The sequence below is a fragment of the Gordonia effusa NBRC 100432 genome (assembly GCF_000241305.1).
GTDB classification, from domain to species: domain Bacteria; phylum Actinomycetota; class Actinomycetes; order Mycobacteriales; family Mycobacteriaceae; genus Gordonia; species Gordonia effusa.
This window is the reverse complement of sequence record NZ_BAEH01000006.1, coordinates 1-15,524: the sequence shown is the minus strand read 5'-3', so window position 1 is coordinate 15,524 and position 15,524 is coordinate 1. Positions and strand designations below refer to the sequence as shown.

Sequence of the window (15,524 nt, the reverse complement as noted above, 5' to 3'; positions counted from 1 at the left end):
GGCGGGGCAACCGTTCAGGTCAGCCGCGGAGCCCTATCCCCAGCTCGGCAGCCAGATCTGCAGGCGCCAGGTCTCTTGGCTGATCGGGGCTCCAGTCAGAATCGGCCACAGCCACAGGAAGTTCGCTATCACCAGGCCGGTGTAGAGACAGACGACCAGTATCGCCAGTATGTGACGCTCGGGTCTTCGGGACGCTGTGCGTGCGGTTGCCGACAAGATGTCACCACAACAGAGCGCCAGGCCCATCATCAGGAACGGTGCCATCGCGGTGGCGTAGAAGAAGTACATCTGACGGTCGAGGTTGGCGAACCACGGCAGGAAGGCGGCGCCATACCCGACGAGGACCGCTGCGTAGCGCCAATCCCGTCGCATGATCATCGCCCACAACGCCCAGGCGAGCATCGGCAGCGCGAGCCACCACATCGCTGGCGTGCCCACCAACATCTGTGCGCGGATGCAGTCGCCGTTGCCACATTTATCCGGACCGGTCTCGATGGCGTACAACATCGGCCGCAGTCCCATCGGCCATGTCCACGGCTTGGACTCCCACGGGTGATGGTTACCCGCCGAATTGGTGAGTCCTTCATGGAAGTTCAGGATGCTCGACTCGTAATACCACAGTGAGCGCCACGCCGCGGGAATCCAGGACCACGGGCCGTCGAGCCCGACGGTGTTACCCACCTGATAGCGGTAGACCGAGGTTTCGCTGTTGAACCAGGGGACGAACGACACGAGGTAGATAACTACCGGCATCACGGCCAGACTTAGCCCCGACGGCACGACGTCGCGTACCAGCGTGCCGACCCATGGTCGCCGAACTTGATAGGCGCGTCGGGCCGCGACGTCGAAGCCGAGCGCGAGGATGACGAAGAAGATGACGAAGTAGATGCCCGACCACTTGGTTCCGCAGGTCAGGCCCAGCATCACACCGGCGGTGAATCGCCACCAACGAAAGCCGAGCCGCGGGCCGAACTGGCTGTCGTTGATCCGCCCTTCCAGGTACACCTTATGCATACGTTCGCGCATTTGGTCGCGGTCGGCTATTAACGCGGTGAACGCGGCGAGCATGAAGAACGCCTGGAAGATGTCGAGCATCCCGAGGCGCGACTGGACGACCAGCACGCCGTCGCAGATGGCGAAAATTCCGGCGAGCGCACCGATCAGCGTCGACCGCGACATCCGGCGTACGACTACGTAGATCATCATGACGATGCCGATGCCGCACAGGGCGGGCATGATCCGCCATCCGAGCGGGGTGTAGCCGAATACAGATTCGCCGATCGCCAGCATCCATTTGCCGACCGGCGGATGAACCACGAGGCCGTAGGCGGGGTTGTCTTCGATCCAGTTGCCGCCGGTCAGCACCTGCCACCCCTGGGGGACGTAATGCTTCTCGTCGAAGACGGGGGTGCCCTGATCGGTCGGGTACACCAGTGACCAAAATCGCGTCACCGTGGCCAGAACCAGAATCGCGATGCCGACGCATCGACCGCGGAAACGGTCAGTCGGACCGAAGATCGGGCGCGGAATCGCCCGTCCGGGTCGATTGCCGAGATCGGCTGAGGTCCCCGTTGAACCCGACGTCGACGAACCGGGCGCGGTCGAGTTTGCGTCCAGCACGGCGGAAGTCACCCAACCGATCCTAGAGGTCGAGACCGCGCATAGGGTGGACGACATGACTTCGTCGACTGCGGGCCGATTGATTCTGGCCGCGACGCCGATGGGGCAGTACGGCGACGCATCACCGCGACTGCGACAGATGTTGGCCGGCGCCGACATCGTCGCGGCCGAAGACACCCGACGCGCCCGAGCGCTCGCCGCGGGCCTCGATGTCACTATCGGCGGACGGCTGATCAGCTATTACGACCAGGTGGAAGCGGCGAGAACGCCGGGACTTGTCGAGGAGATCCGCGGCGGCGCGAACGTTTTGGTCATCACTGACGCCGGTATGCCCTCGGTGAGCGATCCGGGATTCAAACTTGTCGCCGCTTGTGCCGACGCCGGGTTGACCGTGACGTGTTTACCGGGGCCGTCGGCGGTGACGACGGCGTTGGCAGTGTCGGGGTTGCCGTCTGAACGGTTCTGTTTCGACGGCTTCGCGCCGCGAAAGCCCGGCGCGCGGACCGCGTGGCTTTCAACCCTGGCCGCCGAGCCGCGGACAGTTGTGTTCTTCGAATCGCCGCACCGATTGGCCGATACGTTGGCCGCGGCGGCGAAAGTTCTGGGTGAGAGTCGTCGGGCTGTGGTGTGCCGTGAGCTGACTAAGACCTATGAGGAGGTCCGCCGGGGCGATCTGGCGTCGTTGGCACAGTGGGCGGCTGGTGGAGTTCGCGGCGAGATCACCGTCGTGTTGGCGCCCGCCGTGGCCGTCGAGGCCGACCCGGCAGACCTGGTGTCTGACGTCGAGGCATTGGTCGCCGAAGGACTTCGCCTCAAAGATGCGTGCGGGCAGGTCGCGACTGCCGCAGGTGTATCGCGCAGGGAGTTATACGAGGCGGTTTTGGCGGCGCGGGGGTAGGAGTTCGGTTGGTCGAGTGCCGAGGTGCCCTGCCGCTGGTCGAGTGCCGAGTAGCGTTAGCGACGAGGTGTATCGAGACCCGGTGAGTTGTGTCGGAAGGTGTTGTACGGCTTGGTCTTTCGTCTTGCAGAGTCTCGATACACCGCTCGACTCGCAGGCTCATCGGGCGGCACTCGACCATCAGGTGGTAAGGCGCCCTGCCGTGCTAGCGACGAGGTGTATCGAGACCAGGTGAGCAGCGTCGTTCGAACGCCACAATCGACGATGCCTTGTCCAGGCATTCCTGCCATTCTCGCTCTGGATTCGAGTCGATCGTGATCCCGCCGCCCACTCCCAGAGTGGCCGACCCGTCGGGCGAGATTTGGACTGTCCGAATGGCTACATTCAAGTCCAGCTCATGGTCGGGGCCGGCGAAACCTATTGCCCCGCAATAGACTCCGCGCGCCTGCGGCTCCCAATCGGCGAGTAGCTCGCACGCCCGGATTTTCGGAGTGCCGGTCACCGACGCCGGCGGGAAGGCGGCATCGAGGAGACTCTCGTTGCCTACGGTGTCGTCGAGGGTTGCGCTCACAGTCGACACCAGGTGCCACACCCCGGGGGCGGGGACGACCGAGAGCAGATCATCGACCGTGACTGAGCCGATCTGCGCGACATGTCCTAGATCGTTGCGGACCAGGTCGACGATCATGATGTTCTCCGCGACGTCTTTAGTCGACGCGCGCAGAGTTTCGGGATTCCCGGACGCCGCGATGGTGCCTTTGATCGGGCTCGACGTCACCTGTGCGCCACGGCGGGATAGGAACAATTCCGGTGAGAAGCTAGTTACCGCACCCCAATCACCTTGCAGGAAAGCAGCTTTGGCCGGGGTAGTGGCGGATGCGAGGTCGACGAAGTAGTCGAGGGGTGAGCCGTCGAACTGCCCGACGAACTGCGTACACACGCACGCCTGATAGATCTCGCCCGCACGGATCGCCTCGAGACATTCGGCGATGGCCGCGACATGCGGCGCCCGTTGCGGGGGCGTCCACGATGCCGACCAGGGCGCTTCGTTAGGCGGAGTTGTGAAATCGGCTGCGGTGTCGATGCATTGGGCAAGCCACGTAGGAAGTGGCCGATCGTCGACGTGACGGTACTGCCAGTGGCCGTCACGCAGTAGCAGCACATCGTCAGACAGTCCGCCCACGACGTCGGGCAGTGGCGACCGCTGCGCGTGTACGCCGAAACCGTGGTAGCCGAACCAAAACCGTTGCGGGCGGTCGGGTATCGGCATTCCCGCGCTCAGACTCACCGATGGTGCGATAACGGCGTCGCTGCCAGCCCAATCACCGATCAGGGCGGCGGGACCGGGTATCCCGCGCGCGCGAGTGTGGTCGTCGAGCGCGGTGAGGAGCTGGAGTGCCGACGGGGTGTCAGTCATCTGGGCTCGGTGCGCGTAAGGCGGGATATGCGTTGGCGGGGTTGGTTATTCGGGTCGCGGGGTCTCGATACACCGGCCGACTCGCAGGCTTGTCGGCCGGCACTCGACCATCGGAGGTGGGGCGGGTTCGACAAGCGGGGGTGGTCCCCTGGTGGTCGAGTGCCGAGGAGCGCTAGCGACGAGGTGTATCGAGACCCGGTGAGTTTGTGTCGGAAGGTGTTGTGTGGGTTGGTCATTCGGGTCGCGGGGTCTCGATACACCGGCCGACTCGCGGGCTCGTCGGCCGGCACTCGACCATCGGAGGTGGTCGCACTCGACCATCCACGGGTCGCCGGCACTCGACCATCGGAGGTGGTCGCGCTCGACCATCGGGGGTGGGGCGGCACGACTTACACTTCGTGGCGGGGGAATACCGGCGATGGTTTGGGCAGTGCGGTGCCCGGAGCCAAACGTGTTGCGGTAGCTGTGAAGTCGCGCTCGTCGGGGTCGACTACTAGCAGGTCGAGCAACTTTCTGCACGACGTCGGCATCACGGGCTGCGCCAGTAGAGCGACGATGCGAACCACCTCGGCGCACACGTAGAGCACGGTGCCGGTGCGCTCGAGGTCCGTCTTGGCGAGCTTCCACGGTTCCTGCGCGGAGATATAGCGATTGGTCTGCGCGAGTGTCGACCACAGCACGTCGATTCCCAAATGGATTGCCTGGTCGTCGAAATGACCGCGCATCTGATCCAGCAGCCCGTCCGCACGCGCTAAAAGGTCAGTGTCGTCGGAGGTGAACGTGCCCGGCTCGGGCACGACGCCGTCGAAGTATTTGACGATCATCGACAACGTGCGTTGAGCGAGATTGCCGAATTCATTTGCCAGGTCGGCGTTAATCCGCGCGACGATGGCGTCAGCGGAATACGAGCCGTCCTGCCCGTAGGACACCTCGCGGAGGAAGAAGTAGCGCACCGGGTCGAGGCCGTATTCGTCGATGAGCGCTTCCGGCGCGACGACATTGCCAATCGATTTACTCATCTTCTCGCCCTTGTTGAACAAGAAGCCATGTGCGAAAACGCGTTTCGGCAATTCGATGCCCGCGCTCATGAGAAAAGCCGGCCAGTAGACGCAATGGAATCGGATGATGTCTTTGCCGATGATGTGCAGATCGGCTGGCCAGTATCGACTCAACGTCTTTTCGTCATCGGGGAAACCGACGCCGGTGAGATAGTTGGTGAGTGCGTCGACCCAGACGTACATGACATGGTCGGGGTGGCCAGGAACCGGAACGCCCCAGTCGAATGTGGTCCGCGAGATCGACAGGTTGGTCAGGCCACCCTTGACGAAGCTGACCACCTCGTTGCGCCGAACGTCGGGGCCGATGAACTCCGGATGGGATTCGTAAAGTTCCAGGAGCCGATCCTGGTATGCCGACAGCCGAAAGAAGTAGGTTTCTTCCTCGGTCCAGGTCAGTACGTGGCCGGTGTCGGACGCGATGCGATTGCCCGCGTCATCGGTTGTGGTGTCAGCCTCGGAGTAGAAGGTTTCGTCGCGGACGTCGTACCAACCGGCGAAGTTGTCGAGATAGATGTCGCCAGCATCGGCCATCCGCTGCCAGATAGCCTCCGATGCGCGCTTATGGTCGGCGTCGGAAGTGCGGATGAACCGATCGAAACTGGAGCCGAGCCGTTCCTGTAATACCTGAAAGCGATCGGAATTGCGATTGGCGAGGTCGGCGGTCGCGATGCCCTCGGCCGCGGCTGTCTGCTGCATCTTCTGCCCGTGCACGTCGGTACCGGTCAGGAACCGGACGTCGTATCCGTCTAGCCGTTTGAACCGGGCCAACGCGTCCGCCGAAATGTATTCGTAGGCGTGTCCGATATGCGGGGCGCCATTGGGGTATGCGATCGCGGTGGTCAGGTAAAACGGCTTGGACTGACCGTGTGAGGCGGCGTTGGCGTTGGCATTCGACATGATCGTCTTATCGTAGCGGGGGAGTGATCGCCGATCGGAATGGAGGCGAAGCCTCGAACTCCTTCTCGCGATCAACCCCCGGCCGCTCCTATTCGGCTACTGGCTCTCGCCGATAGGGTTCGCAGCCGACCGGCGCCTTGGGCGGGTCGGTGGTGACGATGGTCGGAATGTCGAGGTTCACCGGTCCGTCTGCATCGAGGATGAATTGTTCACCGTGATGCGCGAGCTGGATCGGCGGCCCGTCCATCAGGCGGTAGGTCGCCTTATCTCGATCGATGGCGACGACGATCTTCGAGTCACGGACAACCATTCGGAACGAGAGGTACGACAACCGGCTGGGTAGTCTCGGCGCGAAGGTGATCTGACCACCGAAGTCGCGCATGCCGCCGAAGCCCGCCACACAATCCATCCACGCGCCGGCCAGCGCTGCGATATGCAGACCGCTGCTGACGTTCTTGTGTAGATCGTGGAGATCAGTGAATACCGACTCGCACATGAGGTCGTAGGACAAGTCCAAATAGCCGACCTCGGCCGCGACGATTGCTTCACAGCACGCTGACAGCGACGAGTCGCGCACGGTCAGCGGGTAGTAGTAGTCGAAGTTGCGCAGCTTCTGTTCAGGGGTGAAGGCATCGCCGCGGGTATACATCGCGAATACCAAATCGGCCTGCTTGACGACCTGCTTGCGGTACAGGTCGTAATACGGATAGTTAAGTAGCAGTGGGTATTTGCCGACCGATGCTTCGAAATCCCAGGCGCCCAGATGGGTGAACGACTCGCACTGTTGATGGACTCCGAGTTTGTCGTCATAGGGGATTACCATCGCATCCGCACAGGAAACCCAGTGCGCCACTTCATTATCGGTCACTTCCAACTCGGCCGCGACCTCGGGCCGACGTCGTACAGCGGCGACGGCGTCACGCAGATTCTGTTGTGCGGCAAGATTTGTGAAGATGTTGTTGTTGACAATGGCGGTGTACTCATCGGGGCCGGTCACACCATCGATGCGGAATCCGCCGTCGGCGTCGTGATGGCCGAGGCCGGCGAACATCCGAGCCGTCTCCACCAAAAGCTCCACGCCGCACTCGGTTTCGAACTGTTCATCGCCGGTGGCACGCAGGTAGCGCGCGGTGGCATTGGCGATATCAGCGCTGACATGGACGCCAGCGGTACCGGCCGGCCAGTAGCCCGAACACTCGTCGCCGTTGATCGAGCGCCACGGGAACATGGCACCGGGTTGCGACAACTCCTGGGCGCGGTGCCGTGCCTTATCCAAAGTTGAATGGCGCCAACGTAATTCCTCGCCCGCCGACGCCGGCACCGTATAGGTGAGCATCGGTAGCACGAACGACTCGGTATCCCAGAACGCGTGGCCGTCGTAGCCGGGACCGGTGAGACCCTTGGCCGGGATGGCGCGGGACTGGCCCCGGGCGCCGGCCTGCAGCACGTGGAACAGTGCGAAGCGAATCGCCTGTTGCAGTTCGGGATCGCCGTCGAGCTCGATGTCAGCGTTATGCCAGAAGTCCTCCAGGTACGCGGCCTGGTCGGCTTTCAAGTCCTCCCAACCGGTTTCGACGGCCATCGCCAATGCTGCGTCGACCTGGGCGCGAAGGGCAGGCACGCTGCGTCGTGCCGACCAGCCGTACCCCATGTACTTGGTCAGGACCAGTTTGGTTCCCTGAGGCACATTCGCGGCAACGGTCAGGCGTGCCAGATCGCCTTCGGCGCGAACGAAAGTATCTGCACGGTCGGGGAATTCGATCTCGTGGTCCATACCCGCCGCCATATGCAGCCCGGACTTCTTGGTGTGATGCACCAGCACGCCCCAGTAGTTGCGACACTCGGCCATATCGGAGACCAGCGGGGCATCGAGTGCGGCGGCCAGGCGGGGGTCGCTGCCGGGCGGCGCTACCGGCTCGTTGGCCAACAGGTCGGACTGCAGCACCAGCTTCATGTCCTCGCCGATGGGCTCCACCTCGTAGCGAATCGCGGCGATGGTGCGCTTGGTGAACGAGACCAATCGTTCCGACTTGATTCGAACGGTACGGCCGGTAGGGGAGGTCCACAGTGTCTCACGACGCAGGGTGCCGGTCCGGAAGTCAAGTGTGCGTTCATGTTCCACGGTGGTGCCGTACCGCAGGTCCATCGGCTCGTCTTCGACGAGGAGTCGGATGATCTTGCCATCGGTTACGTTGACGACAGTCTGACCCGACTCCGGATAGCCGTATCCGCTTTCGGCGTAAGGCAATCCGCGCAGTTCGTAGAAGCCGTTCATGTAGGTGCCCGGCATGTCGACCGGTTCACCCTCTTCGAAGGAACCGCGTAAACCGATGTGTCCGTTGGATAATGCGAACAACGACTCGGTCACCGACAGCATGTCGACATTGAGGCCACGCCAACTCAGCTGCCAGGGGTGAATATCGAAACCATGATCGGGTGTCGTCATCGCGACCCTCCTTCAAGTAGCTGATCGAGATCGGTGACGACGACGTCGGCACCTGCGGCGGTCATCGACGCGGCTTGAGTACCGCCGACACGGTCGATTCCGACGACGTAGCCGAACTTTCCGGCGACGCCCGATTCGATACCCGACAACGCGTCTTCGAAAACCGCTGCCTCCGATGCCGATACGCCCATCAGCTCGGCGCCGAGTAGATACGAGTCGGGTGCGGGCTTGCCGGGCAGACCGCGGCGCGCGACCTCCAGGCCGTCGACACGCACTTGGACGAACTTCGACAAGTCGGCGGCATCGAGGACCGCTTCGCCATTCTTCGACGACGTGACCACCGCGATACCCAGCCCGGCGTCGGCCGCAGCCTGCAGGTAGCGCACCGATCCCGGGTATGGCGTCACACCGTCCCGTTCCAGCAGAGCGAGAAACTGCTCGTTCTTACCCTCCCCAATCGCGTCGGCAGTGGCGTCGTCGGCGGCGATGTTGCGCGAGGCCAAGAAGTTACGCACACCGTCGAGGCGTGGCCGGCCGTCGACATAGTCGAGATAGTCCTGCTCGGTGAACGGACGGTAAACCTCGCCCGTGCTCGACTCCGCGCCGCTCGCCCGCTTGGACAGGAATGCGTCGAACGCTTCTCCCCAGGCAGTACGGTGCAACACGGCGGTGGTGGTCAACACACCGTCGAGATCGAATAGCGCTACTTTGATCGCATCTGGCAAACCCAACACTGCGCAAACGCTACCTGTCTTCGATGGATCTGGCGCGCTATGGCTGGTGGGGTGTCTCAGTGCGTGGAAAACCGTATGCGCGGTTGGCCCGAGCCGTGCCAGCATGGCGGTCATGCGACGTAAATTTGCTCAAGTCGATGTGTTCACTTCGATCCCGATACGGGGTAATCCGGTAGCCGTGGTGCTCGACGCGACCGGACTGTCCGACTCCGATATGGCCGCGTTCGCCCGGTGGACCAATCTTTCGGAGACGACATTCGTCCTGCCTCCGACGGTTGACGGCGCCGACTACCGCTTACGTATCTTCACGCCGGTCGGCGAGCTGCCATTCGCAGGTCACCCCACCCTTGGCTCGGCGTACGCCTGGCTCACCTCCGGTGGCACGCCGAAGGGACCGGGGATCGTGCAGGAATGCGGCGCCGGGCTCATCGATATCCGCATCGACGGTGACCAAGCTGGTCATCTCGCGTTCGCCGCACCGCCGCTCATCCGCAGCGGTCCCATTGACCAGGCGCTGCGGACCGAGATAGCCCTCGCGCTTGGCATCGGTGTCACCGACATCATCGATGCGGCCTGGGTTGCCAATGGACCCAACTGGATCGGATTGCTACTCGATTCGGCGCAGCGCGTGCTCGACCTGGCGCCGGATATGGCGGCATTGGCCGATTACGAAGTGGGTGTCGTGGGACCATACCCGAATGCCGCAGTGGGAGAACCGAACTACGAAGTTCGTGCCTTCGCTCCCGGACAAGGCGTTCCCGAAGACCCGATCACCGGAAGTCTTAACGCGGGCCTGGCGATGTGGCTGCGCGCCGCACATGGTGCGCCGGCGTCGTATGTCGCGGCCCAGGGGACGGTGCTGGAGCGGATGGGACGCGTTTACGTCGACGACGACGGTGACCGCATCTGGATCGGTGGCCAGTCGACGACCGTTGTCGATGGGTTCGTCGAGTTCTAAGTCGGGCGGACGCTAGCCGGGCCGGGACAACGACGGATCGTCGGCGCCTGGCAGAGTAGGCCGGGTGAGCAAGAGTCGTCGTCGTGAGCCGCCACCAGATCCGACGCCCCTGCCCGGACTCGTCGACTCCCATACGCACCTCGCCGCGTGCGGAGGTCGCGATGCCGAATCCGTGCGCGGCATCCTCGACCATGCCGAGCGCGTCGGTGTGCGTGCCGTGGTCACCGTCGCTGACGACATGGTCGACGCACGCTGGGCCGTCGCAGCCGCGGAATGGGACGAGCGGGCGTATGCCTCGGTCGCATTGCATCCGACGCACGCGAATGATCTCAACGACGAGACCGCTGCCGAATTAGAGCAGATGGCTACGCACCCACGGGTCGTGGCGATCGGCGAAACCGGGCTCGACTATTACTGGCCGGGCAAGTCTGACGACTGTGCCGACCCGGTGGTGCAGAAGGATGTCTTCGCCTGGCATATCGACCTTGCGAAGAGGGCTGGCAAGCCGCTGATGATTCACAATCGTGAGGCGGACGCGGATCTCCTCGACGTTCTGGCCGCCGAAGGGGACCCGGCGACCGTGATCATGCATTGCTTCTCCGGTGACCGAAACGTTGCACGCGAATGTATCGAGCGTGACTACTATCTCAGCTTCGCGGGCACTGTGACCTTTACCAATGCTTCAGAGTTGGCGGAAGCGTCGAAGTTGGTGCCGGAAAATCGGTTGCTGGTTGAGACCGATGCGCCATTCTTGACTCCGCATCCCTACCGTGGCCAGCCAAATCAGTCCTACTGCCTGCCGTTTTCCGCGCGCGGGCTGGCCGCCATCCGCGGCGTCGACGATGTCGAGCTCGCAGCGCAGTTGGGCGAAAACGCTTGCAGGGCGTTCAGTCTTCCTTTGCAGTAACTGCGCGTGTTCGTTACCATACTGTGATCCGTCGAAACCTCTGAGTGTCATTCGGGGGCCGGCCGAAGACTGTCGTCTAACCAGGGTTGTCACAACGTGTCTGTCGTTTCAAAGATCAATAGCTCTCAGTCAAACCGCGCGCGACTCGCCGTCGGCGCTGTGGCGTTGACCGTCGCGGCAGGCGGCGCGATGGGCGTGGCCATGCACAAGACCGTCACCCTCAACGTCGATGGCAACCTCGAACACGTCTCGACGATGTCGATGTCGGTGGATTCGGTCTTGCGATCGCAGGGATACGCACCTGCTACCGGTGACCTCGTTCTCCCGGCCGGCAACTCGAAACTGCATAACGGCCAGGTTGTGACGTTGAAGCGGATGAAGTCGGTCACCCTCGACGTCGATGGCAAGCCCAAAACCGTCCGGACCACCGCTTCGACGGTGCCCGAACTTCTCGCGCAGTCCAATCTCGGCGACTCGGCGACAGATAGCCACTTCCCGACCTTGCCGACCAACGGCGCGGTCGTGGACGTGACGCTTCCCAAGAAGGTCAAGCTGACCGACGGCACGGTGACGTGGAGTCCGGATGTCGCGGCGAAGACCGTCGCCGATGTGCTGGAAGCAACCGGTAAGCCGTTGGCTCCAACCGACAAGGTGTGGCCAGCCGCATCGACCCCGGTAAAGGCGAATATGGCCATTCGGGTCACGCGTATCCGGGTCTCGGAGACCTCTCGAGTTGAGGCAGTCGCGCCGCCGCAGATCCAGAAGAAGGATCCCAACCTCATCAAGGATCGTAAGGTCGTCGTGAGCCCGGGCAAACCGGGGCAGGCGCGGGTGACCTACGAGGTCACCACGATCAACGGCAAAGAAGTCAAGCGCAAGAAACTGGAATCGCAGACGACCACCGAACCGGTCGCCGCGACTGTTCGGGTTGGAACCAAGCCCGGCGCTCCCTATGTGCCACCGGGTTCGGTTTGGGATGCCCTGGCGCAATGTGAGTCGACCGGCAACTGGGCCATCAACAATGGCAACGGGTTCTACGGCGGAATTCAGTTCGACGCCGGCACGTGGCTTCGCTGGGGTGGTGGCAAATATGCGCCGCGAGCCGACTTGGCCACACGCGAGGAGCAGATCGACATCGCCAAGAAGACCCTCGCCGCACAAGGTTGGGGCGCATGGCCAGCCTGCTCGTCGAGCCTTGGTTTGCGCTGAGTACCGACGGGTTACCTCGACTGCTCGGTCCGGCCCAGATTCGTTCTCTCGCAGCCGAATTGGGCGTACGCCCCACGAAAACACTGGGGCAGAACTTTGTGCACGACGCAAATACGGTGCGCCGCATAGTTTCTGCGTCCGGAGTCGGCTCTGACGACATCGTCTTGGAAGTCGGACCGGGGTTGGGTTCGTTGACGTTGGCGTTGCTTGCCGTCGCGGGATCGGTTGTCGCAGTGGAGATTGACCCCGTTTTAGCTAAGCGACTGCCAACCACCGTTGACGAGTTCGCGCCGAGTCGGCGCTCTGACTTCACTGTTGTGCTGGCCGACGCGCTGAAGGTGACAGCGGCAGACCTGCCGACCCGCCCGACGGCGCTCGTCGCCAATCTGCCCTACAACGTGGCGGTTCCGGTGTTGTTGCATCTGATGGCTGAAATTCCCACTCTGACAACGGCTTTGGTGATGGTTCAGGCCGAAGTGGCTGATCGGCTGGCGGCCGAGCCGGGAAGTCGCGTCTACGGTGTGCCAAGTGTGAAGGCTCGCTACTACGGGACGGTTTCCCGTGCGGGTGCGGTGGGCCGCAACGTCTTCTGGCCCGAGCCGAAGGTCGAGTCCGGCCTGGTGCGGATCGAGCGCACCGACACCTATCCCGACGACGCCGATTTCCGACGCCGGGTCTTCGCCGTGATCGACGCGGCATTCGCGCAGCGTCGGAAGACATTGCGCGCGGCGTTGGCTGGCTGGGCGGGCAGTGCGCCCGAGGCGGAGCGTCGGCTGCGCTCGGCCGACATCGAGCCGAGTACCCGGGGTGAACGTCTGTCCATCGAGGATTTCGTCCGGCTAGCGCAGGTCGAGCCGGCGTAACGCGTCTGGTCCCGCATAAGGGTGCCTGCGTTAAGCTGTATTCCCGTGTCCCCATCACTTTCGGCGGTCCCCACTCCGATTACCGTGCATGCTCCATCGAAGGTGAACCTTCACCTGGGTGTCGGGGCGTTACGCGACGATGGCTATCACGATCTGACCACCGTATTCCAGGCACTTTCACTCGGTGACGACATCAGTGTGACTACCGCTGACGAACTGACGGTCTCGACGACAGGTGAGGGAGCGGACCATGTGCCCGACGACCCGACCAACCTCGCCGCACGCGCGGCAATCGAGTTGGCGGCCTGGGCCGGTCGTGATCCGGCGGCGGCCATCACCATCAGTAAGCAGATTCCGGTCGCGGGCGGAATGGCCGGTGGCAGCGCCGACGCGGCCGGTGCGCTCGTAGCCCTGGCTGCGCTGTGGAATCTCGATGTCGACCGGGAGACACTGAACACGATCGCCGCGAAACTTGGTTCCGACGTGCCGTTCGGGCTGCACGGTGCGACGGCACTCGGCACCGGTCGGGGAGAACGGCTAATCCCGATCCTGTCGCGCGGACAGTTTCACTGGGTTCTCGCTCTGGCGCGGGAGGGGTTGTCGACGCCGGCCGTCTACGGCGAGCTCGACCGCCTGCGCGCGACTCGCAGTGACGACGCCGACCACGAAACGCCGTCACCCGACGATCTACTGCAAGCACTCGCGGCCGGCGAACCGTCACGTGTTGCGACGTTGCTGCACAACGATTTACAGCCGGCTGCCCTCTCGCTTCAGCCGACGTTGCGTCGAACATTGCGGGCCGGCGTGGATGCCGGAGCGTTGAACGGCGTCGTTTCGGGTTCTGGCCCCACGTGCGCCTTCTTGTGCGCCGACGAAGCCGCGGCAGTCAATGTGGCAGCGGAATTGTCGGGTGCCGGAGTGGCCAAGGGGGTACGAATCGCGTCCGGGCCGGTGCCCGGCGCGCGCGTGGTTTAGTGGGCGTCAGCTTCCAAAAAGCGTTGAGCGCGTTGCCATAACGTCGTAGCCCGGCGATCGAACCGTTGTACCGATTGAGGTCGACTCGCGTCGGCACACCGGCTAGGCGACCGTGATCGGTGAACTGCCAAAACGTCCAAGTCCGCCAGCCACCGCGCGGCATTTCCGGCGCGGCCTTGCCGTTGTAGGACGCGATCCACAACGGGTGGTCGCCGAATTCGCGGGTGCCGCCCATCGCGGTGTTCCAGAAGTGCGGATAGGTATAGATGATCGTCTTGCGATGGGTAATCGCCTCGAGTGTCCCGAAGAACTCCCGAACCCACGCGGCCAACGCGCGTGGGCCTAAGCCACCGGTCGCCTCTAGGTCGAGTACCGGTGGAAGGTCGAGGATGCCGTTCTGGCCGAGCACCGTCGTCGCGTAGAAGAGTGCCTGTGCCGTCGCGGATCGCGACGGATCGGCGTAGTGGTAAGTGCCCCGGATCAGACCGGCGGCCCGCATAGACAGGCTGTCGGGGACGAAGTATGGGTTGACGTACCAAGTGGATTCGGTTGCTTTGACCATCGCCAGCTGCTGGCCGGCGGCGCGGACGGCGAACCAGTTGATGAATGTCGAGCCCGGATGCTGATGGCTTGAAACGTCGGGTCCGACCTGCGGCGCGGCGGTTGCCGGCGCGGCCGTACTCAGAGTCCCCGCCGCGATTGCGGTAGCAGCCAGTGTCACCAACGCTCGATTTCGGATGGATTCGCGATTCACCGTCTCGACAGTACGCAACAGTTACAAAAGTGGCAGAAGTGAACGACCTTCGTTATCCACCGCTTATCTACCGGTGGCCGGGCCGCAATCGAGTTCTAGCCTGGCCGCTTGCGCTTCGACGAATTCGCCGACCAGCGTCGGTTGGATCAACGGAAACAGATGGCTGCCCGACTCGACGAGGGTCAACCGCGCATCCTGAGCGGCGTCCAGGAATCGGCGCTCATTTAGCCGGAACAGATCCTGCGAGCCATTGAGAAACTCAATCGGCCCGGGGTACGCGGCAACTGCGACGAGTGCGTCGAACACAGCGAGGCCATTCACCACGTCGCGGATCGAATGCAGCGAGAGTCCGCCGGCTTCCATGTCTTCCGACACCTGGCGTCCAACAGCGAGGCGGGTGAGGAACTTACTGATTGCCGCCGCTTCCTTGGGGAGAAATCTAGTTGCGGCGCCGAATATCCGGAACGGCGCGGCAAGCAGTCGAGTCGGCTGGGTGGTCGCGCACATCACCGTCAAAGCCGCCACGGCATTCGAGTCGCGCGCGGCGGTTGCCATCGCCACGTAGCCACCGAGCGACATACCCGCGACCATCGCGCGACCGCCTACGTCATCGATGGCTGCTAGTACCGCGTCGACCGCGGAGTCCATGGTGAAGACTTCGTCGCTGCGAGTGCCGTGCCCAGGAAGGTCGGGACACCGCGTTTCGCGGTCCGGGATCGCCGTCGCGATTCGATGTAGGGCCGCTCCGCTGACTCGCAGGCCATGCACAAGCACGACCGGCAATGGGT

The 15,524-nt window shown here is 63.3% G+C and carries 13 protein-coding genes; 6 read left to right on the top strand and 7 right to left on the bottom strand.

The annotated features are described in order from the left end of the window. Nucleotides 1-33: 33 nt before the first annotated feature. Nucleotides 34-1,632 carry a dolichyl-phosphate-mannose--protein mannosyltransferase gene (locus GOEFS_RS00515; RefSeq protein WP_007315898.1) on the bottom strand — a complete coding sequence of 533 codons (1,599 nt, stop codon included), beginning with the start codon at nt 1,630-1,632 and terminating at the stop codon, nt 34-36. A gap of 43 nt (nt 1,633-1,675) precedes the next feature. On the opposite strand from GOEFS_RS00515, the gene rsmI reads away from it, so the two are divergent. After that, nucleotides 1,676-2,518 (top strand): 16S rRNA (cytidine(1402)-2'-O)-methyltransferase, encoded by an 843-nt coding sequence (gene rsmI, locus GOEFS_RS00510; protein ID WP_007315897.1) that lies wholly within the window; start codon nt 1,676-1,678, stop codon nt 2,516-2,518. A 205-nt stretch (nt 2,519-2,723) separates the two neighbouring features. Here the strand turns inward: rsmI and GOEFS_RS00505 are convergent, their stop codons facing one another. From GOEFS_RS00505 to GOEFS_RS00490, 4 genes are all read right to left on the bottom strand, one after another. Continuing rightward, nucleotides 2,724-3,935 carry an aminodeoxychorismate synthase component I gene (locus GOEFS_RS00505; protein ID WP_007315896.1) on the bottom strand — a complete coding sequence of 404 codons (1,212 nt, stop codon included), beginning with the start codon at nt 3,933-3,935 and terminating at the stop codon, nt 2,724-2,726. A 389-nt stretch (nt 3,936-4,324) separates the two neighbouring features. Beyond that, on the bottom strand, nt 4,325-5,890 hold the full coding sequence (gene metG, locus GOEFS_RS00500) for a methionine--tRNA ligase (RefSeq protein WP_007315895.1): 1,566 nt from the start codon (nt 5,888-5,890) through the stop codon (nt 4,325-4,327). Between the two features lie 88 nt (nt 5,891-5,978). Continuing rightward, complete coding sequence (locus GOEFS_RS00495) at nt 5,979-8,336, bottom strand: glycoside hydrolase family 65 protein (protein ID WP_007315894.1); 2,358 nt, start codon at nt 8,334-8,336, stop codon at nt 5,979-5,981. Beyond that, on the bottom strand, nt 8,333-9,070 hold the full coding sequence (locus GOEFS_RS00490) for an HAD family hydrolase (RefSeq protein ID WP_007315893.1): 738 nt from the start codon (nt 9,068-9,070) through the stop codon (nt 8,333-8,335). The genes GOEFS_RS00495 and GOEFS_RS00490 overlap by 4 nt, the downstream gene beginning before the upstream one ends. Before the next feature lie 112 nt (nt 9,071-9,182). On the opposite strand from GOEFS_RS00490, the gene GOEFS_RS00485 reads away from it, so the two are divergent. The 5 genes from GOEFS_RS00485 to GOEFS_RS00465 all read left to right on the top strand — a co-directional run bounded on the left by GOEFS_RS00485 (nt 9,183) and on the right by GOEFS_RS00465 (nt 13,982). Continuing rightward, nucleotides 9,183-10,028 (top strand): PhzF family phenazine biosynthesis protein, encoded by an 846-nt coding sequence (locus GOEFS_RS00485; protein ID WP_050949716.1) that lies wholly within the window; start codon nt 9,183-9,185, stop codon nt 10,026-10,028. A gap of 64 nt (nt 10,029-10,092) precedes the next feature. Next, nucleotides 10,093-10,935 carry a TatD family hydrolase gene (locus GOEFS_RS00480; protein ID WP_007315891.1) on the top strand — a complete coding sequence of 281 codons (843 nt, stop codon included), beginning with the start codon at nt 10,093-10,095 and terminating at the stop codon, nt 10,933-10,935. Between the two features lie 96 nt (nt 10,936-11,031). Beyond that, complete coding sequence (locus GOEFS_RS00475; protein ID WP_245549739.1) at nt 11,032-12,144, top strand: resuscitation-promoting factor; 1,113 nt, start codon at nt 11,032-11,034, stop codon at nt 12,142-12,144. After that, nucleotides 12,108-13,007 (top strand): 16S rRNA (adenine(1518)-N(6)/adenine(1519)-N(6))-dimethyltransferase RsmA, encoded by a 900-nt coding sequence (gene rsmA, locus GOEFS_RS00470; protein ID WP_007315889.1) that lies wholly within the window; start codon nt 12,108-12,110, stop codon nt 13,005-13,007. The genes GOEFS_RS00475 and rsmA overlap by 37 nt, the downstream gene beginning before the upstream one ends. A 45-nt stretch (nt 13,008-13,052) precedes the next feature. Further along, on the top strand, nt 13,053-13,982 hold the full coding sequence (locus GOEFS_RS00465) for a 4-(cytidine 5'-diphospho)-2-C-methyl-D-erythritol kinase (protein ID WP_007315888.1): 930 nt from the start codon (nt 13,053-13,055) through the stop codon (nt 13,980-13,982). Here the strand turns inward: GOEFS_RS00465 and GOEFS_RS00460 are convergent. Further along, the gene (locus GOEFS_RS00460; RefSeq protein WP_040524150.1) at nt 13,894-14,736 is read right to left on the bottom strand and encodes a glycoside hydrolase family 25 protein; all 843 of its coding nucleotides are present in this window, start codon (nt 14,734-14,736) and stop codon (nt 13,894-13,896) included. The two genes, GOEFS_RS00465 and GOEFS_RS00460, sit on opposite strands and share 89 nt — an antisense overlap. Before the next feature lie 63 nt (nt 14,737-14,799). Next, nucleotides 14,800-15,524 (bottom strand): alpha/beta fold hydrolase (locus GOEFS_RS00455; protein WP_007315886.1); only part of this gene is annotated, 725 nt, incomplete at its 5' end.